The 26,387-nt window shown below is 44.3% G+C and carries 21 protein-coding genes and 1 tRNA gene; 7 read left to right on the top strand and 15 right to left on the bottom strand.

Translation table 11 applies throughout. From position 1 onward, the window contains the following. Positions 1–83 precede the first annotated feature (83 nt). From ACUNWA_RS02150 to ACUNWA_RS02130, 5 genes are all read right to left on the bottom strand, one after another. Positions 84–659, bottom strand: coding sequence for a peptidylprolyl isomerase (locus ACUNWA_RS02150; RefSeq protein WP_445590234.1), 576 nt, complete (start codon positions 657–659; stop codon positions 84–86). Positions 660–866: 207 nt separating this feature from the next. Beyond that, positions 867–2,411, bottom strand: a complete 1,545-nt coding sequence (locus ACUNWA_RS02145) for a RagB/SusD family nutrient uptake outer membrane protein (RefSeq protein ID WP_445590233.1) — start codon at positions 2,409–2,411, stop codon at positions 867–869. 18 nt (positions 2,412–2,429) lie between these two features. Continuing rightward, positions 2,430–5,675 (bottom strand): TonB-dependent receptor, encoded by a 3,246-nt coding sequence (locus ACUNWA_RS02140; RefSeq protein WP_445590232.1) that lies wholly within the window; start codon positions 5,673–5,675, stop codon positions 2,430–2,432. Between the two features lie 160 nt (positions 5,676–5,835). After that, positions 5,836–7,032 (bottom strand): FecR family protein, encoded by a 1,197-nt coding sequence (locus ACUNWA_RS02135; protein ID WP_445590231.1) that lies wholly within the window; start codon positions 7,030–7,032, stop codon positions 5,836–5,838. Positions 7,033–7,103: 71 nt separating this feature from the next. After that, entirely contained in the window at positions 7,104–7,724 is a 621-nt protein-coding gene (locus ACUNWA_RS02130) for an RNA polymerase sigma factor (protein ID WP_445590230.1), read from the bottom strand. 300 nt (positions 7,725–8,024) lie between these two features. Between ACUNWA_RS02130 and ACUNWA_RS02125 the strand changes: the two genes are divergently transcribed. Then, positions 8,025–9,026 (top strand): SRPBCC family protein, encoded by a 1,002-nt coding sequence (locus ACUNWA_RS02125; RefSeq protein ID WP_445590229.1) that lies wholly within the window; start codon positions 8,025–8,027, stop codon positions 9,024–9,026. A gap of 11 nt (positions 9,027–9,037) precedes the next feature. On the opposite strand, the gene ACUNWA_RS02120 is transcribed toward ACUNWA_RS02125, so the two are convergent. The 6 genes from ACUNWA_RS02120 to crtD are packed head-to-tail and all read right to left on the bottom strand — an operon-like array spanning position 9,038 to position 14,251. Further along, entirely contained in the window at positions 9,038–9,781 is a 744-nt protein-coding gene (locus tag ACUNWA_RS02120) for a hypothetical protein (RefSeq protein ID WP_445590228.1), read from the bottom strand. After that, on the bottom strand, positions 9,754–10,857 hold the full coding sequence (locus tag ACUNWA_RS02115; protein ID WP_445590227.1) for a glycosyltransferase: 1,104 nt from the start codon (positions 10,855–10,857) through the stop codon (positions 9,754–9,756). Before ACUNWA_RS02115 ends, ACUNWA_RS02120 begins: the two co-directional genes overlap by 28 nt. Further along, positions 10,850–11,461 carry a 1-acyl-sn-glycerol-3-phosphate acyltransferase gene (locus tag ACUNWA_RS02110; protein WP_445590226.1) on the bottom strand — a complete coding sequence of 204 codons (612 nt, stop codon included), beginning with the start codon at positions 11,459–11,461 and terminating at the stop codon, positions 10,850–10,852. The genes ACUNWA_RS02115 and ACUNWA_RS02110 overlap by 8 nt, the downstream gene beginning before the upstream one ends. Beyond that, positions 11,458–12,147 (bottom strand): fatty acid desaturase, encoded by a 690-nt coding sequence (locus ACUNWA_RS02105; RefSeq protein WP_445590225.1) that lies wholly within the window; start codon positions 12,145–12,147, stop codon positions 11,458–11,460. The genes ACUNWA_RS02110 and ACUNWA_RS02105 overlap by 4 nt, the downstream gene beginning before the upstream one ends. After that, on the bottom strand, positions 12,147–12,791 hold the full coding sequence (locus ACUNWA_RS02100; protein WP_445590224.1) for a carotenoid biosynthesis protein: 645 nt from the start codon (positions 12,789–12,791) through the stop codon (positions 12,147–12,149). Before ACUNWA_RS02100 ends, ACUNWA_RS02105 begins: the two co-directional genes overlap by 1 nt. Further along, positions 12,788–14,251, bottom strand: a complete 1,464-nt coding sequence (gene crtD / locus ACUNWA_RS02095) for a 1-hydroxycarotenoid 3,4-desaturase CrtD (RefSeq protein ID WP_445590223.1) — start codon at positions 14,249–14,251, stop codon at positions 12,788–12,790. Before crtD ends, ACUNWA_RS02100 begins: the two co-directional genes overlap by 4 nt. Positions 14,252–14,362: 111 nt before the next feature. Here crtD and ACUNWA_RS02090 point away from each other — a divergent pair, with 111 nt between their 5' ends. The 3 genes from ACUNWA_RS02090 to ACUNWA_RS02080 are packed head-to-tail and all read left to right on the top strand — an operon-like array spanning position 14,363 to position 17,354. Then, complete coding sequence (locus tag ACUNWA_RS02090; RefSeq protein WP_445590222.1) at positions 14,363–15,847, top strand: phytoene desaturase family protein; 1,485 nt, start codon at positions 14,363–14,365, stop codon at positions 15,845–15,847. After that, positions 15,831–16,664: a phytoene/squalene synthase family protein gene (locus ACUNWA_RS02085; protein WP_445590221.1), complete on the top strand. Its 834-nt coding sequence runs from the start codon at positions 15,831–15,833 to the stop codon at positions 16,662–16,664. The genes ACUNWA_RS02090 and ACUNWA_RS02085 overlap by 17 nt, the downstream gene beginning before the upstream one ends. Beyond that, positions 16,665–17,354 (top strand): lycopene cyclase domain-containing protein, encoded by a 690-nt coding sequence (locus ACUNWA_RS02080; protein ID WP_445590220.1) that lies wholly within the window; start codon positions 16,665–16,667, stop codon positions 17,352–17,354. It abuts the gene before it with no gap. 42 nt (positions 17,355–17,396) lie between these two features. On the opposite strand, the gene ACUNWA_RS02075 is transcribed toward ACUNWA_RS02080, so the two are convergent. Beyond that, positions 17,397–17,921 carry a YhcH/YjgK/YiaL family protein gene (locus ACUNWA_RS02075; RefSeq protein WP_445590219.1) on the bottom strand — a complete coding sequence of 175 codons (525 nt, stop codon included), beginning with the start codon at positions 17,919–17,921 and terminating at the stop codon, positions 17,397–17,399. A 213-nt stretch (positions 17,922–18,134) separates the two neighbouring features. Between ACUNWA_RS02075 and ACUNWA_RS02070 the strand changes: the two genes are divergently transcribed. The 3 genes from ACUNWA_RS02070 (at position 18,135) to ACUNWA_RS02060 (ending at position 19,434) form a co-directional block, all read left to right on the top strand. Then, entirely contained in the window at positions 18,135–18,641 is a 507-nt protein-coding gene (locus tag ACUNWA_RS02070) for a hypothetical protein (RefSeq protein ID WP_445590218.1), read from the top strand. A 64-nt stretch (positions 18,642–18,705) separates the two neighbouring features. Then, positions 18,706–19,233 carry a hypothetical protein gene (locus ACUNWA_RS02065; RefSeq protein WP_445590217.1) on the top strand — a complete coding sequence of 176 codons (528 nt, stop codon included), beginning with the start codon at positions 18,706–18,708 and terminating at the stop codon, positions 19,231–19,233. A 128-nt stretch (positions 19,234–19,361) separates the two neighbouring features. Further along, positions 19,362–19,434: transfer RNA gene (locus ACUNWA_RS02060), tRNA-Gln, on the top strand. Between the two features lie 78 nt (positions 19,435–19,512). Here ACUNWA_RS02060 and ACUNWA_RS02055 read toward each other — a convergent pair. The 3 genes from ACUNWA_RS02055 to ACUNWA_RS02045 form a co-directional block, all read right to left on the bottom strand. Further along, complete coding sequence (locus ACUNWA_RS02055; protein WP_445590216.1) at positions 19,513–21,108, bottom strand: sulfatase; 1,596 nt, start codon at positions 21,106–21,108, stop codon at positions 19,513–19,515. A gap of 387 nt (positions 21,109–21,495) precedes the next feature. Then, complete coding sequence (locus ACUNWA_RS02050; RefSeq protein WP_445590215.1) at positions 21,496–23,400, bottom strand: glycoside hydrolase family 97 catalytic domain-containing protein; 1,905 nt, start codon at positions 23,398–23,400, stop codon at positions 21,496–21,498. 88 nt (positions 23,401–23,488) lie between these two features. Then, a complete protein-coding gene (locus ACUNWA_RS02045) occupies positions 23,489–26,377 on the bottom strand; it encodes a DUF5703 domain-containing protein (RefSeq protein WP_445590214.1) in 2,889 nt (962 codons plus the stop codon). Positions 26,378–26,387 lie beyond the last annotated feature (10 nt).

Here is a 26,387-nt window from a genome sequence, read left to right as displayed (position 1 = left end):
ATTTAATTTTTTTTGAATTTAGTTATCTAGAACAGCAAAGGAGCCCACTTGTTTACATCATCGATGCTGTTTTTTTGCTTCATTCACTTCTCCAGCTTCAATCCAATAATCCGAATAGGCTCCACCAACATCTGACCACGATCTTTTCCCTGCTGGATCTCCCGAACAACATCCATTCCCTGAATCACTTGACCGAAAGCAGCAAAGCCTTGCCCATCGGGGTTTCGCTTGCCTCCAAAATCCAGCTCCGGCTGGTCGCCCACACAAATAAAAAACTCAGTTGACGCAGTGCCTGGCTCCATGCGGGCCATGGAAATCGTCCCATCCCAATGCTTCAAGCCGGTTTCCCGTGTCGTTTCATGCACAATAGCCGCATGCTTCTCTACCAGCTCATCGTCTTTCAAGCCTCCCTGAATCACTTCAATTTTCACCTCCTTATTGGGTTGATTGCCCATCCGAACCACCCGATAGAAGCAGGCATCCTGATATACCTGCTCCTCAACCAAACGAAGGAAGTTAGCCACCGTAACCGGCGCTTTGTCGGGATGAAGCTCAACCACGATGTTGCCCAATTCTGTTTCGATCTTCACGGTAGGGACATCAGGCTGAGAACAGGCATAAAAACAGATTAAAAGCAGGCTAAGTAATACAGGTTTCATAAAGCACAATTTTACGTTAATCAAAGAAACAAAAAAAGTCGCATATCCTGTGGATCCGACTTTCTTATTGCGAAACCGCTGCCCCTCCGGCCAGCGGCACTTATTCGCAAAAACTCAAAATCCTGGTGATCCTGAGATGTAGTGATTCAGATTCAGAAAAAATAACCGCCACCTGTCAGGCAGCGGCTACCTCATGGCTTAACAGACTTAATAGCCTGGGTTTTGGGTTAAATTTTCATTCACATCAATGGCCGAGGTGGGCAATGGGAACAATGACCGGGAAGCGTCCGAAGCGGGTTTTTCCTGCCAGCTTTCGGTAAACTTGCCAAAACGGATAAGATCCTGGCGGCGCATGCCTTCCCAATACAATTCAGCCCCCCGTTCCTTCAACAAGTCATCTAAAGTAAGTGCATCCAGGGCTGGTAATGTTTTCCCTTCAGCACTTCGTTTGGAACGAATGAAGTTGACATCATCCAGAGCGCCCTCTTCATCACCACTGCGCAGTTTAGCTTCGGCCCGAATCAGATAGATATCTGATATCCGCATAATCGGCACATCATTGGGGGAGGAGAACTGATCCTCGATATTGGGATCAGGCGCAAACTTAATCACACGGACTCCCGCATTTTCAGGAGAACTTTGGAGATTCAACTCCGGAACAAACACCAAAGGATCGCCATTACGAGTGGTCAGCGCGTCCCCGTTAACACCATACTGCTGTCCAACCAAAAAGCCTTGATTAAAGCCAGTTTCAGCCATAATCCGATCGTCATAAAAACGGGCATCATTCTCCATATCCCAGGTTTCGAAGAAGGTTTTAGTCGTTGACGGTCCATTCCAGTTACTGGTGTAATTCCCGAACAACTGATTATAGTGTAAGGTAAAGTTCACCCAAACACTCCCGCTGCCCATGGTAACATTACCATCCATCGGAACACGCAGGATAAACTCAGGATGTTCAGCAACATGCTTCTGAAACATCGTCCAATAGTCGTCGGCAACGGCATAGTTCCCCGAGTTGATCAATTGATCGCAATATTGAATGGCTTCCGTCCATTTGGCGTCGCCGGTATACACTTCGTAGTTAAGATACAGTTTCGCTAACAAAGCTTGCGCAGCTCCCTGGGTTACGCGCTCAGAGCCAACTTCAGCTTTCGTTTTCAGATTGGGCAAAACAGCTTTCACCTCTTCAATAATAAAGTCAGTTGCTTCTTTGCGATCCATCACCCGAGGAGTTACCGAAAAATCCAATTCATCAGCCTCCCGAAAAGGAACCTGCCCATATAAATCATTGATTAGGTACATGTAATATGCACGAAGGAAACGGGCTTCGTTGATGTATAATTCGGTAGTGGCATCTTGCTCAAACTGTCCGATATAGTAAATTGCTGTATTGGCACGTGAGACTCCCTGGCTTAAGGCATCCCAAACATTTTTCATCCGTACATGATCCGGGGTCCACGTATGCAGATGAAGTTCCTGCCAGGCCCCATTATCATACCAGTCCGAACCTCGAGTGGGAATCACCACTTCGTCACTGGTAACTTCCTGCAATCCCCAGTAGTCATACCATTCAATGGTTCTCCGCAAGCTTCCATAAGGAGGATTAATCAACGATTTGATGTTCTCAGGGTTATTAATCAAATCAGCCCCCAATTGTTCATCCAGTACATTTTCTTCCAGGTCGGTGCAGCCCGTAACACCTATCAAGCCCATCACCGTCAGCAATAATATTAATTTATAGTGTTTCATTTGTTTCCGTTTTTTAGATTAAAATTGAAGGTTTACACCCAAAGTGAATGTCCGTGGTTTGGGATAAGTTGTATAATCAATCCCCATGGAAGGAACACCATTTTCAGAAGCGTCAACACTAACTTCCGGGTCAAAGCCGCTGTAATCGGTCAGCAAGAGCAAATTATTACCTGTGACATAAATCCGGGCACGCCCCAACCAATCGATTGATTGCGTATTGAAGGTGTAGCCCAGCGTCACATTCGACAGCCTCAGGAACGACGCATCTTCGACAAAACGAGAAGAAAACGCATTGGAGTTTTCAGGGCTTTCGTTCGAATCCAAAACGGCTCGGGTTACATTATACCCATTATTTAAAGGGCCTTTAAAGAATAAGGTGTTGGCTGTATTGTTATACACTTTATTGCCCTCAGATCCATACCAGAACATACTCAAGTCAAAGCTCTTATAACTCAACTTAGTTGTCAAGCTATAGGTCAGATCCGGCAGTGCTGATCCCAGGTATTCACGAACCACATTGCCTTCTGCATCGGTTTTATAGGTACTCAGGCCATTGGCATCCAGACCTTCATAAACCATTCCGTAGAACGTTCCGACTGGCTGCCCATTGGTAATAATCTGAACCCGTGTATCCGAAAGTCCTTGCCCGCTGGCATTTCCCGTTTCAATCAATTTGACCGGCAGGTCTTTGACTTCATTTTTGATGTAGGCCAAATTAACGCCTAACTCCCAGCTAAAATCACGCTGATCGACCAGCAAACCATTCAATCCTAGTTCCACGCCATTGTTCACGATTTTCAGGTCCGGTACATTCTGCCATTGCGTTTGGGTCGCTGCAGGTGCTTTGGCCGCAATTTCCAGCAAGACATCCTCTGTGGTCTTGTTAAAGATATCAATGGTTCCCGACAAACGGTTTTCATAAAATCCAAAATCAATTCCCAAGTTGGTTTGGATGGTTGTTTCCCACTGAATATCGGGATTGGGAGTCCTTAGGAAGGTGATCCCCGGGCTTAAAGCACCGTTAAAATAGCCATTCGCGGATGGCGTTGTACCAACAGCCAGCAAGGAAATTTTATCGGGAATCTCCTGATTTCCTGTCAAGCCCCAGCCCAAACGCACTTTCAAATTACTTAAGTTTTCAGCTCCGTCCAGAAAATCTTCTTCCGAAAGCCTCCAAGCAAAAGCAGCAGACGGAAAGAAACCATATTTCTTATTCTCACCAAACTTAGAAGAACCATCGTAACGACCGGTAACGGTAAAGAGATATTTCTCCTTGTAGTTGTAATTAACCCTTCCAAAGAAGGATTGCAATTCGCGCTCATAAGCCGATGAATTGACATTAGCTGACGAGAAATTCCCATACTCCAAGTTGTCGGTGTACTTAATATCATCCACATCAAACCCATTAACATTCATTTCCGAAGTGGTCACCTTCATGAATTGGTAAGCATGTCCGGCCAGGAAATTAAAACGATGATCTTCATTGAGATCTTTCGAGTAGGTTACATAGTTTTCGATCAATCGGTTATTGGCCGAAATTGCGTTGATATCTGCCTCCCCTTTGTTGGTCAGATAACTCAATTCCTGGTCTTGATTCACCCGGCGTTCTGCTACCGTGCGGTCAAGCCCTACATTCAATTTATATTTCAGATTGGGAAGGATTTCATACTCAGCCGACATATTCGCCAAAATCCGGTCTGTTTGGGTTACATCATCCACCAACTCAATCATGGCTAGGGGGTTACGCTGATCAATGGCATGCTGATAATAAGTCCCATCCGGATTAAAGATTGGAAAAGTTGGGTTGAGCTTCAGAGATGAAAGGATCAAATCGCCTTCAAAACCGCCAGTTTCTGAAATTGGTGCCCGATAATCTTCGACATGGGATGCGATTAAGCTGCCAACCAAATTCAGGCGTCCATCAAATGCTTTTTGCGAAACCTTAATCTTTCCATTCAATTTTTCAACGCCAGTAGATTCAACAATCCCTTCCTGATCTAAATACCCCAGCGACGTTTGGTAAGTAAAGTTATCGGTTCCTCCACCATAGGAAAAGTTATGACTCTGGGTAATTCCAGCAGTGAATATTTCGTCCTGCCAATTGTTACTAGCCTCTAAATCGGTTAGCTTGGTACCATCGGTCTTAGTATAAGAGCGGAACTCATCAGCAGATAGCATATCAAGCTTTTCTCGGATATGGGAAACGCCCATGTAACCGTTATAATTCAGGGTTCCTGCTCCTTTTTTCCCTTTTTTAGTTGTGATGATCACCACGCCATTAGCGCCCCGTGCGCCATAAATTGCCGTTGACGAAGCATCTTTTAAAATATCGATCGACTCAATGTCTTCCGGATTCAAAAAGCTGATCGGGTTTTTATTTCCCGCTTCATCAATACCGGCAGCCGTGCCTCCATTGGGAGTAATATCGGCATTGTCCAAAGGAATGCCATCGACCACATACAAGGGCTCTTGCCCGGAACGAATAGAGTTGGATCCGCGAATACGAACAGTCATTCCAGTTCCTGGCTCTCCACTGTTTTGAGTAATGTTCACCCCGGAAACACGCCCCTGCATCATTTCAACAGGATTAGTAGCCACACTCTTATTCATATCGTCTTCCGTCAATCGATTGGTGGCTCCAGTCTGGTCCGATTTCCGCTGCACCCCATAGCCTACAGCCACAATTTCCTCTATCTGCAACACATCTTCCTGCAATTGAATATCAAAAACGCGTTGATTGCCGATCACCACTTCTTGTGGCTGAAAACCTACAAAAGAGAATACCAATACGCCACTCCCTTCAGGAACTTCCAGGTTGAATAGCCCGTCAAAATCGGTAATGGTTCCCATTGTGGTTCCTTTAACCAACACGGTCACACCAGGCAAAGTCTGTCCGGAAGAATCAACTACTTTCCCCCTCACAATCACTTGGTTTTGTTGGGATACCGCCATTATGGGGGTTTCAGGCCGTTGGCTAATCACAATTTGCCGGTCCTGTATGGTATAATCGATTGATGTTCCAGAAAAAACCTGGTCCAGAATTTTATCGACCGAAGATTTTTTGACGATCACCGATACTTCCTGCGAGACATCCAATATATCATCTGAATAAACGATAATGTATTCACTGTTTTGTTCAATTTCAGTAAACACCTGCTTAATGGTGGCATTATTTAGCCTAAGCGAGAATTTTGTGCTTTGCGAATAGCTGTTCCCAACAGCACTTAACACACTGACTAGAAGCAATAAAACTGACAACCTCATAATAAGGAACAATTTTTTGAACCCTCCACATACGTGAAAGACTCTTTGGTACGACTTTTTTTTCATAGATTTAAAACCTTTAGTTTAACGACTATTAATTAGAACCTTTAGGTTGACCGGAGAATATGCCAGTATTCTCCGGTTTTTTAAGGCCATATATTTAGTTTCTCATAATGACAAAATCTCCGTTACTTTTTTTAGTCCAGTCAATTGGAACCATTATTTTAATAATATTGAGCACCTCTTCAGGATTTTTCTGCAGATCCAGTTTCCCTGATATTTTATAGCCTCCAACCATTGGGTCTTTTAATGCAATTTGAATGTTATAATAGCGCTCAATCTTCTTGATCAGACGATTGAGGTCTTCCGATTCTGACTTAAGAATACCTTCTTTCCAGGAGGTGTATAGACTTACATCAACCACGCTAAGCTGCGTCTCCCTGCTTATTTTGTCCAGCGAAATCTTTTGATCGGGTTGCAACAGAACTTGCTGATCCTGAGCCATCATCCCATTTCCCTTAATTTCCAGACTAACACTGCCTTCTTCCAAAATAGCCGCCACAAAGTCATCCTCGGGATAAGCCGAAATATCAAAACGAGTACCTAAGACCTGGACATTCATGTCGGATGTACGTACGATAAACGGTTTATCCTTATTTTTAGCCACATCGAAATAGGCCTCTCCTATAAGCATCACTTCACGCCTTTTCCGCAAAAAAGCAGATGGATAAACCAGTTGACTTCCGGCATTCAACCAAACTTTGGTTCCATCCGACAGCACAACCATGGATTTCTTTCCATAGGGAATGATCATTTTATTCATCGATTCCCGTCCGTTCGATGGGGCACGGGTAATGGTGTCATCATTGACAACCAACTGATCCCCGTCCGCGGCATAGCTAATTTCAGATTCTTTCTTTTCCAGAGATAGCTCGGACCCATCGGCAAAAATAATTTTGGCTTCACTGGTGCTGGGTAGGTCGACTTCAGCTAAATCATAGTGCAACTCCCTGGAATTCTCGTACAGGTAAAATGCCAATGCACCTGAAGCGAACACAACCAGCAAAACTGCAGCGTACCGCAATAGATAAAATAACTTCCGGCCTTGAGGACGCCGGACATTTCGGATAACCCCGTTCCATATATCATAGGTTTCATCCAAACTCAATCGCTCCTGCTCGTGTTGAAACATGTCCACCATAAATCGAGCCTGTTCAATCGATTCTTGCTGCTCCGGATATTCCCGAATGAATTCCTCCCAGAATTTTTCGTGCTCCTCGTTCGGATTATTCAACCATTGGATGAAATAATCATCATCTAAAAAATTCTCAGGACTGTAGTTTTTATATTTATTCATGGATACAAGTTCTGCAGAGAAAAGGCAGCAACCCGTTATTTGTTGATGGTTCTACGATTGGAAATAAGATGTTAAACAACATCTTTGCCATTTTGCTGAAACAAGAGCAGAAGGGTTTGCTGAAAAGTGCTAATTTTTCCTGAGAGGATATTTCTCAGTTTGGCAATAGCCCGATGGATCAAGGCACGCGATGATTGATAATTAAGGTTAAGCACCGCCGAAATCTCTTTGTAATCCAGTCCCCTTGTAAACCTGAGATAAATCGCCTCCTTCTGGCGCTCGGTTAAGGAGTTGATGGCTTCAGTCAACTCCTGTTTTTGCCGATCAGTCAATTCAAGCTCCGTATGATCAGGACGATGTAAAAAAGCCAAGTCAAAGCCAATTTCAGGTAAGCCTTCCAAATTCTGGGTACGATATGACTTTTGAATTTCACGGACTAGTTTTCGCTTCAATGCTTTAAAAAGATAGAGCCGTATATTGTCTGTTTCCGACAAGTTCTCCCGGTTTTTGATGAGAGTACAAAAAATATCCTGAATGCAATCTTTAACCAAATCCCGATCCGTGGTCATTTTACACCCATAGTCAAACAATAGGTTGGCGTGCCGCAAATATATGATTGACAACACTTGCTCGTTACCATCCAGAAACTTGGACCATAAAGTCTGATCGTTCTCTTTCAAATGAGCTGGCATAGGTCTTCGTTTTGTATCTATCAAAGTTACACAAGTCTACGTAGTAATTATCTATTTCAGAAATGCTACAAAACAGCTCCCCGGCTATCCAGAGTTCAACTTGGGGAGCTTTGTGATTAAGCCACTCCTCCTCCTTCATCCATTCGTTGATGCCCCGTCGAACAGAACTAAGTCTTAGTATAGTTTAAACCGCAGACTTTTCAGCCAACCTCGTCGCCCAGCAAAACAAATGGGGAAACAGGCATTTTTTCGTATCTTGAATGCACAAATCAAAAGAATGCTGAACTTAGATTCTGACTTATGAAAACACTCAAAAAATTCTTCATTGGCCTGCTGTTCATTCTTATCGCCATGACCGTTATTGCCTTTTTTCTGCCACGCCAGGTTCATGTTGAACGAAAAGGCACCATTCAGGCTCCAGCTAAAGTGGTTTTCAATCAGGTGAATAATTTGCATACCTGGGACAAGTGGGCTGTATGGAACCAGATGGATCCCAACATGAAAGTGAACTTTGAAAACACCGGTATCGGAAAAGATGCAGCGTACACCTGGGAAAGTGAAGATCCCAATCTTGGCTCCGGGAAATTGACCATTACTGCGTCGGTCCCTTATGATTCGATTGCCACCACAATGAATTTCATGGAGAAAGGCTTGTCGACCGGTTATTTTTTGTTTGAAGAATCGGGGCAGACAACTACTGTCACCTGGGCTTTTAACTCTGACCTAGGCTACAACCCCCTTGCGCGGTGGATGGGTTTGCTGTATGATTCCATGGTCGGCGCCGACTTCAAAAAAAGCATCAAGAATTTAAAGATCGTTGCTGAAACCATTGTCCAGGAAGGTCGCCCGATTGTAGAGCTTGTAACCCTTCCGGAATTTAACTATGTCAGTATCCGCGAAACGATTGAGCTGGAAGCAGTTTCCACTCAGATGGGTGTCAGCTACGGCCAACTCATGAACTTCATCAACCAGAATGACCTGATGATGAGCAACATGCCCTATGCTATTTACCACAAAATTGATGGCACCCGCATTGATCTGGAATGCGGCATTCCAGTGGACTACAAGCCAGAGCCTCAAGGAAATATCCTGACGGGAACCATGCCTTCAAAGACTTACGCTACGGCTGATCATTTCGGATCGTATGATCAGTTGGAACAAACGCACAGCTTTATTCAGCAGTGGATTAAGAATAATGGATTCCGGCTGGCCGGCAGCCCTATGGAGCAATACCTGACAGATCCACAGAAAGAACCGGACGAATCGAAATGGGTGACGGCTATTTACTACCCGATCAACTAAAAAATGATAGGTTAATGAACCACTTTTGAAGGCAGAAAATCATCCAGCCACGGCAGCTCTCCATACTGCTGCTGTAGGTGCTGGCGGGTATTTTGATACAAGCTTTGTTGATCGGTTTCATAATACCCTTTCATAATAAACACTTCAACCAATACCTTTAGGTAGTTGCACTGCTGGTCGCTCTGGTCAAAAAGTTCCAGGGCTCTCTGATAGGATACCAGGGCTAGCTTTTTGTCGCCACCAAAAAGTGCCGGCCGGTTATACAGGGCATTCCCCTCTTCGAGCCAGGCCATGGGCTCTTTGGAATTAAGCTTCAGCGCCTTCTGGATAGCCCCTACTGCCTTCGGCCCGAGAAAAGGCGCTTTATACATGGCCAGTCCAATCTTAAAAGCATCGAAGGAAGCCTGCAGACTCAACAAGCGGGCGTCACCTGGCGCCTGTTCACGCCAATCCTCCAACTGACTTTCTCCTTCCCTCAGCACCGCCTTGATCTTCTCCTTTTGATCTGTTCCGAAATAATAGCCAATAAGACCATAGCGAGCTTGTAAGGCCAAAATTCCCCATTCCTGCTCATCCGGATGACTGTGCTCAATCTCTTCGATCCAGCTCATCCAGTTGCTCATATCTCCTGCCAGGTAGGAGTTAAAAAAGCGACACTGGTAAGCCTCCAGATTTTGTCCCGACACAAGCAAATTCAGACTTAACAGCAAGCCAGTTAGCAATAGCCTTAAATAGTTATTTTGCGACCTTTCCATTCTGCTTTTTTTGTTATTCGAAGGCGAATATTTTCAATCATTAAATGTGCAAAAAACAACATTTGCAGAGGATGAAACAAAAGGTTGGTTCTGCACTTCTGATGACTAGCCCGGGAGACCAGCAAACGGTTCACCACAAGCAAGAAACCATACACCAAGAGCCCGTTCCACCCCATGGCAAAGAATATAAGCAGCGGGCTGCTCATTAAAACGAGTCCAAAAAAGAGCATCAGCAAACGGCTACCGAAAAAAAATTCATGCACATTTTTCACAAAGCCCTGCAAAGCGCCCGCGTAGTGCTGATACATCCGACAAAAGACATCGCCATTGCCTAACAAAACAGCCACGCGCTCCTGCTGTTCTTTCATCAAGCGAACCAGCATGATATCTTCTACATTTCGGTTTTTGACTCGCTCGTGCCAGCTATTCCGTTGATAGTTTTGCGCTTCAAAAAGCATAAACTGGCCATTGCCTGCGGCAAACAAGGGGTTCTTCGATTTAGCAACAAGCACCAGCGGCAACAAACTCAGCAAGATCCAGTTCATAATCGGCACCGTACGTTTTTCCGAAGTGGTCTGCATTACTTGCTGTGGAAAGATGGATAACAAGCTCAGCTTATTGGCCTTGAAACAAGACACAGCCTTTAGCAGCGCATCGGGCGCCAGGGTCACATCGGCATCCAGAAACAACCAATAACGACCGGTTGCTTTTTGAGCCAGCTGATGGCAGGCAAAATTCTTTCCGCTCCAGTTGGGCGGTAAAGTCTCCCCGTCAAAGCTATGAACCCAGTCCACTTTCTGCTGCCACTCCAGCAGAACTTGCCTGGTTTGGTCTGTAGAATGATCATTGCAAACCCAGACCTCAAAATCAGGATAATTCAATTGAGCGAACGAATGAAGCAAGTTCGGCAGATTGTGCTCCTCGTTTCTGGCAGGCACCAACAACGACACTTTCTCACGTTCCTCCACTCCGGAAACGGGCAGGTAAGGTTTGCTTGCAGCATTGACCAGCGCGACCACGGTCCGCAAAATCAGAAAAGCCAATACAAACCAGGCAATGATTAGAAGATTACTCATGTTGTTCGTTTATACATTCGTCCCGAAAATGATTATAGGCCAGCTCCATGCGCTGGGTTGTCCGTTCCCCCTCATAGTGTTTCAGGTAGAAACGAATCAAGGGTTTTGGACTGCTGAAATAATCTGTCAAGGTCACACAAAACCACACTTGAACCGGATCTCCAGCGTTCTTTAGAATCCAGGAAGCCCCTTTCTCAAAGGCTATGGTTTTGATCTGCTGCGGTTGAATTTGCCCTTGCGGATAAAGACAAACCAAGTTCCGGTGGTCGTGTAATACTCCTGCCGCATAAGTCAACGACTCCATTAACTCGCGCGAATTCCTTCTCACTGAAAAAGCGCCACACCGATTGATGAACATGCGCTTGCGAAGTTGCTCTTCCAGCATCATCACATGAAATCGCTTCTGAAAAAAACGCTTGCTCAGCCAAAAAGACCAGTAGCCATCCCACCAGCTAAAATGGTTTTGAAGCAACAAAACAGGCCTTCCTGGATCAGGTTGCTTGCTTGCAAGCACCTCCAGTCCCCGGAAATGAGATAACATTTTCCAGCGGAAATAAAGGTCAAAAAACCAAATCGTTAAGGAGTGATGTTTAGATTTGATCATGTCGTTATTTTTCGTTTGTCTTTTTCGCGATAAAGCTGCCACCAAGGAATGCGGGGTATTTCATGATGCTCCCAGTGGTAGCCAAAAAAGTAGCAACTCAGCATGGCCCACCAGTGCGGCCCGCGCTGGCTGCGCGCCCGATGCGGCTGCATGCTTTCGGTGTGCGGTTTTCGGTGTGGCAGATAGGTTCCAACAAAAAACAATTGAAAAGTAGCCAGCACCGCCGGAACAATCCAAAACACAATCAGTTCCGGAACAGCAATCCAGATTTTCAGCACATTAAAAGCAACAGCCATAAAAAGAAGTTGCCAAATGGTGGCATAACGTTTCAGAAACATAAACCACCAAAGGAAGAAATTCTGCGATCGAATATAATAATCCGGATCTTTCTCGGTAGCCGGAAACTGGTGATGCAAATAATGATTCGCTCGTAATTTCTGATAGGAAAGTCCGGCAAAAAGCAAGGACGAAATCCAGCCAACGACCGTATTCACCTTCATTCGCTTACTAATTAAACCATGCATGGCATCGTGGCCGGTAATAAATAAGCCCGTGTACAAATAGGCCTGCACCAGAACATGAAAATACGTCCAGGCTGAAGCGGGGTCGGCCGGCACAAAAAGCAAACAGTAAAGCAGATGTATCAGCCAGCAACTTAAAACGATGATTGCAACAAAAATTCCCATCAGGTCAATTTTAGAGTGAAAGTCAAAGCCAGAAAGAACACGAGCTGAGTCCCCAAAATCCATACCGCCAAATGGTTCTTCAATGATACTCTTCCGGCACGCATCAAGGCAAAAATCATCAGCGATACCAGGTACCAATCCACGTAGTTTTTCAGCGGAATGGAATCCGATTGCCAACTCCACATTTTCAGGGCCGTTGCTACCGGCTCCATAATGAAATCAAAAAGCACCATCACCAAGGCCCCCAGAAACGGGAAATACCACCGCAGGTTGATCTTCGAGAAAAGCACAAAAACGCCGTAAGCCAATAGCAACCAATTGATTCCGATGAGCAAAGGCGTATTCATCAGCTTTAGCCCTAACGCCCGCCCATAAGAGTAGTTGCCAAACAGCCAGCCGGTATTCACGCCAATCAGTTCGGTTACAAAGCCGATGCCAGCAACAGCAGCTAATATCAAGGTTACTTTCATGGACCACTCTTGCTGAAAGACCAATAAAACAACAGCAGTCATGAGTAAGTTGAGCGCCGTTAAGGAAACAAACAACGGATAGGTGCCTTCATCAGAAAAGCCCAGAATACCGACCAGATAGAATATCGCAATCAGAATTTTAACAATCAGAATAACCTTGGGATTTTCTCTCATAACAGCTTCCTTTTTTCTTCAACCATATCGGCCACAATTTTTGCCGAAGACAAGCACAGTGGAATTCCACCCCCGGGATGCACGCTACCACCAACAAAGTAGAGGCCAGGGACATCGCGCCGAAAGTTGGCATGCCGGTAAAACGCAGCAAACGGACTATTTGAACTGGGCCCATACATAGCCCCCTGAAACGAGCCGGTCTGCTCTTCAATCTTAACCGGGTCAAGCAGCTCTTCAAACACAATCTGTTCTTCCAGCTCTTCGCCCAACAGGCGATTCAGCTTAGTCAAAATATGTTGTCGCGTTTTCCGATTCATTTCCTCCCAATCTTGTCCCACGTTTTCGGGGGCATTGACCATCACAAACCAATTTTCCATTCCCGCCGGTGCATCATCCAAGTTTTCTTTACTACTGATGAACACATAAACGGTCGGATCTTCTGCAATTTCCTTCTTCTCAAACAAAGACACAAATTCTTGCTCATAATTTTCACTAAAAAAAATATTGTGCAGATCAAGTTTGGGAAACGACTTTTTCATGCCCCAGTAAAAGATGAGAGCAGAAGACGAGCGTTCCAACTTTTCCATCCGCCTGATTCGTTTTTTATCGGGCAGCAGGTGAGAGTAAAACTGATGAATATCGACATCACTGACGACCACATCAGCCGGGATCAAATCGCCGCTAACAACGATGCCTTTCAAATCTCCACCATTCACCTGCACCCGTTCAACTGGTATTTGCAAATGAAACTGCACGCCCAGTCTCCGGGCTTGTTCCTCCAGCGAATGCACTAGTTGAGCCATCCCCTTTTGCGGGAAATAAGCTCCCAACTCATGCTCCAGGTGCGAGATGACACTCAGCGTACCCGGTGTTTTGTAGGGGTTAGAACCATTGTAGGTGGCATAGCGGTCGAACAGCTGCACCAGGCGTGGATCCTGAAACGCCTTTACATTCAACTGATGCAGACTGGAAAAAACCTTCAGCCGAAAAAACTGAAGCGCCCGAATCAGATTATCCAAGGTGAGCAATTTGCGAAGGCAGTGGAAGGAGTTGAAAATAAAAATCGGTGCCGTCAGCCGGTAAATCCGTTCCGACTGTTTCAAATAATTCAACAGTTTGGCCCCCTTCACCCCGGTTTTTTGTTCCACTTCAACAGCAAATTGACTGGCATCAGCATAAGCCTTCAACTCAACACCATCTTCAAAAAAATACTTGGTGATCACCTCCAGCTTGCGGTAGGTAAATCTCAGGTCTTCATCAAGCAGCTCATCGACCAAATGAGGTAGCGTAAACAGCGAAGGACCACGATCGAAGCGGAAACCCGCCCGGAACGATTCCTGAATTTTGCCCCCCAAACTGTCCGACTGCTCATATACCTCCACATCCATTCCCAGACGAGCCAAACGAATAGCGACCGCAATCCCTCCAATTCCTGCTCCTATGACTAGCGCTTTAGACATTATTTCATTAATTTTAAGAAAGATAATACTCTTATCGAAAAAAAACTTGCTACTAGTTAAAACATTTCAGCACTAATTTGTTTAACTAAACAGATAAAACTTCAAACAAAAATGAAAAAGAAAGTACTGATTGTCGGAACCGGATTGGCAGGCTTATCCACTGCGCTAAGGCTTTCAACCGATGGATACGAGGTTGAGATGGTTGAGAAATATCACCGTCCGGGTGGCCGATTGAACCTACTGACGCAAAATGGTTTTAAATTTGACATGGCTCCGACCTTTTTCAGTATGAGCTATGAATTCAAGGAACTGGCCGACTATTGCAAGATGGCTATGCCCTTTGAATTTGTAGAACTGGATCCGCTTTACTCTGTCCACTTTGAAGGCGATTCCCGTTCCTATCTTATTCATAAGAACCTAAAAAAACTGGCGGCTGAGTTCGAAGATCTGGAACCCAATCTGGAAAAGAAGCTTGAGCGCTTCCTGAAATCGGCCGGAGAAATTTTTCATGATACAGAACACATTGTTATCAAGCAGAATTTTGACAGCTTGCTGGGCTATTTATTACAGCTGACACGCGTTCCGATTAAGCACGCGCCCAAAATGTTTTACTCGATGTGGCGTGAGATGGAGAAGAATTTTGATTCGTTTGAAGTCAAAGTTATTTTTTCGTTGGTGGGTTTTTTCCTCGGATCTACCCCCTTTGATACGCCGGCTGTTTATTCCATGCTGAACTACACCGAGCTGGTGCACGATGGCTACTACAATGTAAAAGGCGGCATGTATAAGATTGTGGAAGGCATTGTTGCCGAGCTGGAAAAGCGCCAGGTGAAAATACACTATGGGGTGGAAATTGACCGATTTGAAAATACCAACAAGCAACTCTCTGCCTTTTATGATCAGACCGGCAAGAAATGGGAAGCGGATTTATTTGTGGTGAATGCTGATGCAGCCTCCTTCCGCGGCACCATTCTCAACCGAAAAAAGTACGCGCCCGAAAAGCTGGATCAGAAAAAATGGACACTGGCACCGCTTACCATTTACCTAGGACTGGACACCAAAGTGCCTGACATGTATCACCACAATTATTTTTTACGACGCAATTTTAAAGAATATGCTGGTAAGATTTTCAAAAACGGGATCAAGCTCGACAAGCCCTATTACTACGTCAACATCCAATCGATGCATAACCCCGACTACGCGCCGGAAGGAAAAGAAAGTGTTTTCATCCTGTGCCCTGTACCCGACCTACGTTTTAAAGCCGACTGGAGCGATGCCGAAAAAATTGCCGACAGCATTATTGAAGATATGGGCAAACGCATCGGATTTGACTTTGCCGCCCACACGGAGATGCGCTCCGTTTATTCTCCAAAAGATTGGGAAAGCACCTTCAACCTTTACCAGGGAAGTGGCTTAGGTTTGGCCCACGACCTCAACCAAGTCGGGGGTTTCCGCCCTTCAAACAAAGACGAAGAATTCAATAACCTCTACTACGCCGGTGCATCGACTGTTCCGGGAACCGGACTACCGATGACCGTGATAAGCTCAAGATTAGTAACCCAACGAATTTTAAAAGACCATGGAACTTTATCGTAAAAACAACTTGGATTGCAGCCGGATTACCACTCAGAATTACAGCACCTCCTTTTCATTAGGTGTACGTATGCTGAACCTCAAGTACCGGCCAGGCATTTATAGCATCTATGGTTTTGTGCGGTATGCTGACGAAATTGTCGATACCTTTTTTGATCAGAACCAGGAAGAGATTTTTCAAGAATTCAAAAAAGAAACTTTTATAGCAATAGAAAGAGGGTTTAGCATCAATCCGATTCTCGACAGTTTTCAACATGCAGTTCGTCGTTATCATATCGATCGGGAATTGATTGATGCTTTCCTTTATAGTATGGAGCTCGACTTACACAAAACAAGCTACGACCCACTGCTACTGAAAACTTACATTTATGGGTCGGCCGAAGCCGTTGGGCTGATGTGCCTTCGTGTTTTTTATGCTGACGAGCCCGACCAATACGACCGACTGGTTGAGCCAGCACGAAAGTTGGGAGCCGCTTTTCAGAAGGTCAACTTTTTACGCGACGCCCAAGACGATTTTGAAAACAAAGGGCGTATCTATTTCGAAAATATCGATTTCAATCATTTTGACACCGAAACCAAAGCTCGGATTGAACAGGAAATTGAACGTGACTTTGCCGATGCATTTCAGGGATTGAAAAGCCTGAAAAAGGAAGTCCGATTTGGTGTGTACCTCGCTTATATCTACTATTTAAGGCTATTCCGGAAAATAAAACGAGCACAACCATCGCAAATTTTAAAGCAGCGTTACCGGGTTTCCAATCCAAAAAAAATGTATCTTTTGGCCAACGCTTATTTAAAAAATACGCTTAACCTTTTATAGATGGATTTGAAACATTTCACGTATGCCGGCTTGCTGCTGGGCACCCTTGCCATTCCGCTGGCACTGAGTTTTGACAAAAAAGTTCATTTCTGGACCAAATGGAAGTATTTATTTCCAGCCATCCTGATTGCGGCTATCCTCTTTATTTATTGGGATATTCAGTTTACCACAGCCGGCATTTGGAGTTTTAACCACGATTATGTTCTTGGCTACTTCTACAAAGGTCTTCCGCTGGAAGAATGGCTTTTCTTTCTGATTGTGCCTTACGCCTGCCTGTTTATTTATGAAGTGCTGAAGGCCTACTTTCAAACCTATGAATTTCCACGCGTTTTTGCCGCCGTCAGTCTGGGGTTAATCGTACTGTTTGGGCTCCTCAGTTTTTATCATCAGAACCAGTTGTATACTTTTTTCAACTTTCTGTTTGCCGCCGTTTATTTGAGTTATACCATCTTCCGAAACCGTTTCAAGCAACATCTCAGCAAGTTTTACTTCACTTACCTGATCACGCTTCTTCCATTTCTGCTCATCAATGGGGTGTTAACAGCCATTCCTGTGGTGCAGTATAGCAGCGACCATATCCTCAACATTCGGGTACTGACCATCCCTGTTGAAGATTTTGGCTACCTGTTTTTGTTACTACTGATGAATACCACCATTTACGAAACGCTAAAAGAACAGAAGTACTACTAGCTCATCCTTGTGATTATGAATATAAAAACCGAAAAAGCCGGACTAGTCAACAGCAATTTTGAAAACCAGCTTTTTCACCGGTTTCGAATCGTCCTCATCTATCAAAATACATGGACGGTGGACGTCGGTAGGGAAAAACACGAAAAATAAAGCCTGGTTGGCCCTAAAGTATTCTCCTTTCTGATCGCCAAAAAAGATTAAGTCCCTGGCTTCATCATATTCCTCAGGCGAAACAGCGCACGACAGCGGCAATAATCCCATTTTCTCTTCGCCTTCAATCACATACTGCAAATCAATGTATTTGCGGTGTGCCTCCCATTTGGCCTCTTCCTTTTTTTTGGTTGAATAGTTTGACACCATGGCAAACACCTCATCGCCAATGATCGGATAGTTGCCTGCGTCCAAGACTGTCAAATCCTTTTTCAGAAATTCAAAAACAGCTTTCCATCGCTCAGGATGGTTATGATAATGGGGATAAAATTGGTTCAAATCGATTGAAGCATGCGCCTTAATACTCAGTCCGTCCAGCCAATCAGCCTCATGAAACCATGCTTGTTCTTTGCTCATCTTTCCAGTTTAAATTCGTTGGGTCAAATTTTTTTTATTGATCCAAAGGTAACAAAAAAACAAGCGATCCTAGCTCCCAGTATGCTTCTTATGTAAGTTAATTATTTGTGTATCTAAACGTTAAGAAATTATAAAATAGCGATACTTATCAACAACTTACCAAAACAAATTCACAACTTTGCAGTTGTAAATCATGAAAACAATGTTTAGCCAATGGATGTAGTCGGAGTTGTAAAGTTAATTCATGTATTTCTGTTAGCCACCATCAAGTATTTTATCACCTTTCCCTATGCCTTACTAATCGGACTGGATACCACCCAGGCCATTATTGCCGTAACCATCGGGGGAATTAGTGGTTTTTTCTTCTTTTATTACTTGAGTTCGGCTCTCATCAGAATGATTAAAAGCCGGAAGGTAGTAGTCACAAGCTTTGTTGACAAATACTTCAAGTTCGATTTGAATCGCCTGTTTGGAAAGTTCAAATCACGTTCGTCCAAATCAATACGAACCAGAAGACTATTTGTCAAATTCAGGAATCGTTACGGGTTCATCGGAATCATTATCGCTACACCTATTTTACTGAGTATCCCCTTAGGCGCATTCTTGCTGAACCGCTATTATTCGAGAAAAAAACATGTGTTTGCCTACATGGTTCTTTCCATATTAGGTTGGGCACTGGTATTTTCGGCTATTGTCACCATTCTCCCGCACCCGCTATAGTCCATTCCCATTTTTAGCGTAATCCCTTATCTTTAGTCAATTTTTATACTGAATGATTACGGGCATGACACGAGAATATTTTCACACCTTATTAGCTAGTGGTGAAATGGTTGTAAGCTTGACCAATTACCTGATGGATCATCCGAAGGAAATCAGTCAACTCATCCACATAGGACTGCATGAGCCTCAAAAAGGAAGCTGGCGCGCCCTTTGGGTGGCCGACAAAATTCATGAGAAAAAGCCCGAGTTGATTCGTCCCTTTCTGCCTCTGCTCCATAAAGCTCTTCCAACAGTTACTGACGAAAGTAAGTTAAGACACCTGCTAAAGATCATCAGCCTCAACCCCATTCCGGCAGACCAGCTGACTTTTCTGTTAGACTTCTGCATCGGAGAGCTAACCAATGCAGCCCGAGCTGTCGCCATCCGGGTGCATGCCATGCAGCTCTTGTTTGAAATTTCAATGGCAGAGCCCGAATTTCAAGCAGAGCTCATCCAATTAATAGAACACGAGATGGCGTTTCATGCCTCGCCGGGCATCCTTTCGCGCGGAAAAAAGCTCCTCAAAAAACTTTATGCGCGAAGCCGGAAATAAAAGCTCCTCATTTTCAATGCAGTCCTTTTTAAGTCTGAAAAAAATTAAAATTTTTTGCCTCAAAACGCTTGCGGGTATATATTCTTTTCCTATTTTTGCAGCGTCTTTAAAGAAAAGGCAATAATGATTGACCCGTGGTGTAATTGGCAACACGTCTGATTTTGGTTCAGAAGAGTCCAGGTTCGAGCCCTGGCGGGTCAACAGAAGAAAAAAAGGAGCGCAATTTTGCACTCCTTTTTTTTGGTTTAAAGAACCCCGAAGGGTCCTTTAAAAATTCTATTAATCTTTTGTTACTTGACTCCCCCACCAATTGTTATTCGGATTGAAATCTTCCGACAAATAATTAAGTCGTTGTTTCTCCAACTGAGGCATTTTGTTGTTCTCCACCTTTTCAAGGTACGCTTTTTCCTGATCGGCATCATACTCCGGATCTTTCTCTGGAAACCTTGCGCCAACTTCCTTCAGGTAATCAAACAAGCGGGCGTGCAATTCATTTGCCCTTCCAGGGTAAGTTGAAGCAACATCCTGTTTCTCTTCCAAGTCTGTTTTCAGGTTATACAATTCGTCGTGTCCGTCTTCATAATAATGAATGAGTTTCCAATCGCCCAGACGGATAATGGATGAAGGTTCACCTCCTTGGTTACCGTAATGTGGGTAATGCCATACCAAAGGTCGTTCAGGAAGCGATTCTCCCTGAAGAACAGACAACAGACTCACGCCATCAGCATGCTCTTCGGGCTGTTGGCTGGCACCAACCAAATCCAGGATGGTCGGATAAAAATCGGTTCCACTAACGGGCACGTCGCTCTTGGTTCCGCCTTGAGTCATCCCTGGAACTTTGATAAAATAAGGCTCGCGGATACCACCTTCAAACTGATAGCCTTTACCACCCCGAAGCGGCAAGTTCGACGTCGAAAACGCATCACCGGCCGAAACACCGCCATTATCCGAAGTAAAGATGACGATGGTGTTCTCGTCCAATCCCAGCTCTTCTAAGCTATTCAGCACCCTGCCAACGGCATCATCCATCGATTCAACCAGTCCGGCATAAACCGGGTTGTCCTGCACCTGGCGGATAGGGAGAAAATGCCCCATTTCATAGCCCGACTCTGCAATTCCTGCCTGCGCTGCTTTCTCGCGATACTTTTGCCATTTCGCCTCCGTTGTTTGAATGGGGCCGTGCACCGCATAGAAAGAGAGAAAAGCAAACACGGGCTGCCCGGTTTCGGCCGGGTTGTTAGCATTCAGAAAAGAGACTGTCTCATCGGCCAAGCGCATCGATAAGTTTTCACCATCTTTCCGGTTTTCGAGGTTTGGATTATTGTAAGGGGAATAATAACCTCCCGCAGGGCTTCCGGCATGCCATCCGCCAATATTAACATCAAATCCATGATCCTCGGGCCACGAGCCCTCTCCCCCCAAATGCCATTTACCGGCAAAGAACGTTTTATATCCCGCCTGCTTCATGGCTTCAGGCAGGGTTAAATAGGTCGAGTCTAATTGATGAACATACTCGGGTGGCAATAACTTATTGTATCGTTTTTGCTTTCTCCAGTTTTCGCCAACAGGAGCACCAATCCAATCGGTAATCCCATGGCGGGCCGGAAATTTACCTGTCATTATACTCGCCCGTGAGGGGCTGCACACCTGGCACGCAGCGTAACCATTGGTAAACACAAGCCCTTCCTGGGCAATCTTGTCAATATTCGGTGTTTCGTAATAAGAGCTGCCCATACAGCTCAGGTCGTGGTATCCTAAATCATCAGCCAAAATAAAAAGGACATTGGGCTTCGGCTGTTCTGCCTGCTGCGAACAGGATAACGTACTTAGGGCAATTGCTCCTCCTACCAGAAGGAAATGACGATTTAAATACATAGAATTTAATTAAGGTTTCATATTGACATAAAATTCAAACTCCACGAGTCAGTATTGCGTGAAGCTATCCGAAAAGCATCAGGTACTTTTTTTGACTACAGTCCTCTTTAGTCCACTTGCCGGACTACCTCATCCATATTCGAGCGTCTCAATCCGTGTTGCCAAAGAAGCTAATTGTCAATTCGCTTATGCTTTCAACTTCTAAAAATAGGGAAGTTTTTCAGGCTAGCCTCCACCTATTCACTTTTTGTGCCTTCCTTAGATCGAAACCCGGCTTTGTGATCAAACCAAAACAGGCCAGATGATATCAAAAAGACAGCGGGAGAATGGTCATTTACCTCCTCCCGCTGAATCTTTAGTTTCTTTATCCCTATTTCTGATAAGGGACTATTTGCCAATCGGCTCGATGCGAACCGTTGCACCACCACCAGGCGCCACGTTTATAGTTAGAGTCGATTCGGCATCCACCTTAATAAGCCTTGTCTGATAAGCTTCCCGGTTGGTCATAAAATGGGTTTCCGGAGCGTCCTCATACAAAAAAGCCTTGTATTTTACTCCGGGCTTCAAGAAATCCAGTTTCAGATTCAAAGTCCGCGGCTGACGAGTCGTCAAGCTTCCAAGATACCAATGATCTCCTGCACGGCGCGCGACTGTAATGTGGCTTTCCATATGCCCATCAAGAACCCTGTATTCATCGTATTGCTTAGGTAACTTCTTAACAAAGTCGAAAAGATCGGCTTTCTCTTTATAGTTTTCCGGTGAATCGGCCAATACCGATACGCCGCTATGGAACACGACCAACTTCGCATTTTCGGCAGCCACCGTCCCGGGGATAAAACGAAATACTTTCGGACGAACTTCATTCCCCTCAAAACCATACCACCCACTGCACATATCAAGGGGCCCGGCAAGCATATTAATAAAAGCGGCCGAAACGGCTGTCTCAGGATAATAGGAATATTTTGCATCGGCCTGACTATGGCAATATTCCCGCGTAAGTACATTAGGCCAGGTACGATCGTCGCCACTGGGTGGTATCGGGTTATCATGAAAATTCACCGTCAACTTATACTTAGCACAAAGCTCAACCACCCGGCGAGTTTGCAACACTTTTGCTTGCCCCGTACTTGTCATAAAACCATACTTCACGCCTGAAGCCCCCCAATCATGAAATTGCTTCAGCACACGCTCCAAGCCAAACTTATTCGCCCCCACATCATTGAGGTATAAGATAATTCCGACTCCCTTTGCTTTGGCATATCTGAAGTTTTCTTCAATGTCGATTTCTCCTGCCGATTGCGTTGGATCCGAATTTTCACTGAACTCAGGACCGTACCAATCGGCATCCATCAAGAGATAATCGACATTATTTTCTGCAGCAAAGTCGATAAAACGTTTATGCGAAACTGTATTCAAGCCATATACAAAACCATCGGGAGCGGTGAAGCCCCACACACGCCAATCCCACATCGTCAAACCCGGTTTTATCCAGGACGTATCTTCTATTTCACAGGGCGGATTCAGATTTTGGAGTAGGTTGCTCTCGACCAAATCGCCAGGTTGCTTACCAATCATGATCACACGCCACGAGGTATGCATGCCTGTTTTTGCGTTGGAGTGCCCCTGCAAGTCGCATTGAAAAGCATTGGCTTTGCCTGCAGGCTTGATTTTAAAATTCGCAAAATCATAAATCGCTGCTTCATGAATACCGAGGTACAAATCGTTGGCACATTCGAGCACCATAGGAGCAAATACTGGATCTTTAGCGGCATTAATAGAGAGAGGCCCCAAATTATCACGCTCACCATTGGCCGACCACCAAGTGTAATCATCGGCAAAGGCAAACTCCGAAAGATCTTCTTCAATGACAAATTCCGTCAAATTTTCCTGTTTCGGGAAAGCATACCGAAAAGCAACGCCATTGTTATAGGCTCTAAACTCAACAGTTAACTGCTTGCGATTCCCCCCCGCCTCTTCCAGAAATAGTGTCATTTCATTATACTGATTTCGTATAAGCCGGTTTTTCCACCAAGTCATTTCATAAGTTTCATCCACTTCTCGCTTTTGGGTGTCGACAACGTTGAAGCCTCCTTGATAAGCAGGATCCAGTTTTAGACCCAATGCGGCATTTTGAATAGGCGTTTTATCACCAACAACTACTGTGTATGCTGGCTTTCCATCGTTTAACGAGATCAATATTTTGACATGGCCATCAGGCGATAGAAGGTTATAATCTTTGGCTTGTACTATAAACGACAGCAAAGCCAGGACAACAAAAAAAACGAATCTCATAATTATTTTCTTTAGGTTTAATTAATTTCTGTTCAGGTTTATAATTAATGACTTTAAAAAGTAAATACTCAAATTCTCCTGCCCCCAGTTACTCCCAGCCGATAATCAAATCCTTTTTTCGAGAAGATGGAGTCACTTCAAGCCTCTCTATTTCACCATTTCGAATCACTCCTTCAACAAGGGTATTCCGAGGAGCATGCAGTTTGAAATCGACGTCCCATTCTTTGGGCCATGCCGGCAATAAATAGATTTTATCCCCATCGTACTGTACCAACATACGCTGAAGTGCAATCATGGCTACTGAACCATGATCCTGATCAGGTGTCCAGTCGTAATTTGGTCCCCACATGGCTGGAAATCGATAGGCCTTATTGCTCGTATTAAAATTGGTCGTTGTCAAAGCAGCAGCTTCCTCTGTTAATCCTAAATATGCTGCTTTAATTGCATTTTGCTGCCATCCGCCGGTCTCTTTTATTGCTCTGTTTTCAAATGTATTGCGAGCTATTTCTAAATCAGGTTTCCCGATGCCATATGTCCGATATGGGAAAATTGCGTATAGTTCCGGATTCTCCACATTTTGCTTGCCACTGTATTCCTGAGCCGGTGCCAGCAACATCTTTCCATCAACTTTCCGCATAGGTATTTCGGGCAATTCGGCAATTAATCTACTGTATTGTCTTCGTTGTTCGTCAGTAATTACAGTTTCCGGCAACTTTAATAACTCAGAACAAACCTTATTTATTCCAACGATTTCGGGTAATGGATTTACGGCCGTATTGTAAGTTTCCAGTGCCATTGCCGGATCAAACAATATTTTACCATTTTCATCCCGTCCCCAGTGCTGATCAAAAAATGTCATCACCTCTGTTACCACCGGAAGTATAAGTTCTTTTAATGTTTTTTCATCTTTGGTAAACGCATAATAGTCCAACGCCATGAGAGAAAATTCCAATCCGCTTTGCCAATAATAGCGTATGAATCTATTGACAGTCGTTCCAAGTGACAAGTCGTCAGGCCTGTCGTGTCCGTAGTTTGACTCGGCAAATGTTCCCCAGTGTCGCATTGTCTCGATATAAAAAGCACCATCGTGTCCGTAGTAAGTTTTTGTAGCAAATTTTCGAATATCCAGCACATCTCGGTACATTTTAAACAGAGGCTTCATCAAGTCAAAGTCGCCGGCTTCCAGCATCGACCAATAGGGCAACCTTGTATTTTGCCACCAGTAGGGTCCTCCCCACTGCCGGAAATCGGCATCAAAACCGGCAAATCTGTTATCCAGATTTTTGGTGTCAACCGTAAAAATAGAACCATTGAATTTTATCGGCGAATTCCCTCTTCCCGAACAGGCATTCATGTAACGTTGCAAATTGTAGTTTTTTGAAACATTGGCAACTTTTTCTTTTTCTGCCTTGTTTGATGTGTTCACAAAAATGTGGCTCCTGTTCCAAAACGACTGCCACCAGTTAGCATGGGCTTGCAATCGGTTTTCCCGAGATTCGGATGTTACTTTTCTGGCAATATTGTCTATCTCTTTTCCCCATTTATTCAGACTTTTGGTTTGAGCTGTTAATGCAAATACCGATACGGAGAATTCGGTGACTGCTTCTTTTGATTCCAATTTTGCCGGTGTTGTTTTTTGCAGCTTATCTGAATGGATTAAACCTCCAAAGGTAGCATGCAACAAGGGGTCTTTGCCTCTTTTCAGGTATCCCTCCAACCCCTGCATGGTCAGGTTATTTTTCCATATCGAACGTTCATTTCTGTGCGCCCATATAACGTATCCCTTGTCGTTCTCAAAAATGGTATCTTTCTCAACAATAACTGTTTTTAATCCATAGGCGGAGTGCATTTCTGTATTATCTGCAATTTCTCTTTGTTCCAGTCTCCATGGCTCTGTTGTTACTGAGGCGGTAACCTTTTTCTGACTTTTAACGTCAAGTTCTACTACCGGATGATTGGCATCGACCCAGACATCGATGGATACCTTTTCTTCTGCTTTGCCGGCTTCAATATGTATTACCCCATCTTTCAAAATTAATTCCTGTGAAAAAGGTTCTCCCCTTTTAAAAGGGTTGGGCGAAAGCGACAGTCTTACTTTTCCGAGTTTCAACAAACGGGCATTTTCGCTCCAGGCATCGGTTTTTGAAAGGTAAAACAGCAGATCACCGTTTTCTTCTACCCAAAGATTAATCCCGATATCGCCATTGCCTGCCGGCATGGAACCCAATGAGTTTTTTGATGGTGAATCCCAAATGACATTGCAATCACCTATAGCACTGACCGGCTGCACTTTACTAAATTCGCAAACAATGGTTTTAACCGATTGATTTGCCATTAAATGATAGCCTTCGGATTTCCAGTGGAACCTGTCCAATTTTGCCAGATGCAGTTTATCCTCAACCAACCCGTACAAATCGTTTACCGGGATATTGTATTTTTTCATCACACCGGCTGCCCATTCATTTCTTTCGGTAATGGTAGGATTGATTTCCTTGTTTAGTTCAGCCTTATCTTTTTCGGTAACTGGTGTTGTACTTGCCCAAATCAACTTTGCACCTTTTGCATTATCAATTAGGGTTTGAACATACTTTTCAAGCAGCGGAACATATTCATGGTCTTTAATCCGTCCTTCCGGCCAACCATGCAGTCCAATATTAAATTGAATGACATCGTAATTATTTGACGAAACGACCTTTGCTAAATCGCTAAAAAGATGTTCGCTTTTTAAGTGCATTGGAGTTAACCAGTAATCAACATTAGCTAACTTTTTAAGGCTGTCGATTACACTTTGATGAAAGCCATTCATTACCGAATCGCCAATCAGTAAAACATTTTTCAGACTATCGTTTTTCTCTTTTGCCGGATAAAACTTCCAGGGGCCTCCTTCGGAATGTAATCCAAGCTGCTCATCGGTCTGACTAAACAAACTACTTGTTGTAATAATAACGAAGCAAATTGATAAAAGTAAATAACGCATAGCTATACGA

It is taken from the genome of Sunxiuqinia sp. sy24, from assembly GCF_052677165.1.
This window is presented reverse-complemented; position numbering and strand designations above follow the sequence as displayed.

Coding starts and splice junctions, on each gene's coding strand:
- ACUNWA_RS02150 (WP_445590234.1), bottom strand. CDS start 659: ATGAAACCTGTATTACTTAGCCTGCTTTTAATCTGTTTTTATGCCTGT.
- ACUNWA_RS02145 (WP_445590233.1), bottom strand. CDS start 2,411: ATGAAACACTATAAATTAATATTATTGCTGACGGTGATGGGCTTGATA.
- ACUNWA_RS02140 (WP_445590232.1), bottom strand. CDS start 5,675: ATGAGGTTGTCAGTTTTATTGCTTCTAGTCAGTGTGTTAAGTGCTGTT.
- ACUNWA_RS02135 (WP_445590231.1), bottom strand. CDS start 7,032: ATGAATAAATATAAAAACTACAGTCCTGAGAATTTTTTAGATGATGAT.
- ACUNWA_RS02130 (WP_445590230.1), bottom strand. CDS start 7,724: ATGCCAGCTCATTTGAAAGAGAACGATCAGACTTTATGGTCCAAGTTT.
- ACUNWA_RS02125 (WP_445590229.1), top strand. CDS start 8,025: ATGAAAACACTCAAAAAATTCTTCATTGGCCTGCTGTTCATTCTTATC.
- ACUNWA_RS02120 (WP_445590228.1), bottom strand. CDS start 9,781: ATGGAAAGGTCGCAAAATAACTATTTAAGGCTATTGCTAACTGGCTTG.
- ACUNWA_RS02115 (WP_445590227.1), bottom strand. CDS start 10,857: ATGAGTAATCTTCTAATCATTGCCTGGTTTGTATTGGCTTTTCTGATT.
- ACUNWA_RS02110 (WP_445590226.1), bottom strand. CDS start 11,461: ATGATCAAATCTAAACATCACTCCTTAACGATTTGGTTTTTTGACCTT.
- ACUNWA_RS02105 (WP_445590225.1), bottom strand. CDS start 12,147: ATGGGAATTTTTGTTGCAATCATCGTTTTAAGTTGCTGGCTGATACAT.
- ACUNWA_RS02100 (WP_445590224.1), bottom strand. CDS start 12,791: ATGAGAGAAAATCCCAAGGTTATTCTGATTGTTAAAATTCTGATTGCG.
- crtD (WP_445590223.1), bottom strand. CDS start 14,251: ATGTCTAAAGCGCTAGTCATAGGAGCAGGAATTGGAGGGATTGCGGTC.
- ACUNWA_RS02090 (WP_445590222.1), top strand. CDS start 14,363: ATGAAAAAGAAAGTACTGATTGTCGGAACCGGATTGGCAGGCTTATCC.
- ACUNWA_RS02085 (WP_445590221.1), top strand. CDS start 15,831: ATGGAACTTTATCGTAAAAACAACTTGGATTGCAGCCGGATTACCACT.
- ACUNWA_RS02080 (WP_445590220.1), top strand. CDS start 16,665: ATGGATTTGAAACATTTCACGTATGCCGGCTTGCTGCTGGGCACCCTT.
- ACUNWA_RS02075 (WP_445590219.1), bottom strand. CDS start 17,921: ATGAGCAAAGAACAAGCATGGTTTCATGAGGCTGATTGGCTGGACGGA.
- ACUNWA_RS02070 (WP_445590218.1), top strand. CDS start 18,135: ATGGATGTAGTCGGAGTTGTAAAGTTAATTCATGTATTTCTGTTAGCC.
- ACUNWA_RS02065 (WP_445590217.1), top strand. CDS start 18,706: ATGACACGAGAATATTTTCACACCTTATTAGCTAGTGGTGAAATGGTT.
- ACUNWA_RS02055 (WP_445590216.1), bottom strand. CDS start 21,108: ATGTATTTAAATCGTCATTTCCTTCTGGTAGGAGGAGCAATTGCCCTA.
- ACUNWA_RS02050 (WP_445590215.1), bottom strand. CDS start 23,400: ATGAGATTCGTTTTTTTTGTTGTCCTGGCTTTGCTGTCGTTTATAGTA.
- ACUNWA_RS02045 (WP_445590214.1), bottom strand. CDS start 26,377: ATGCGTTATTTACTTTTATCAATTTGCTTCGTTATTATTACAACAAGT.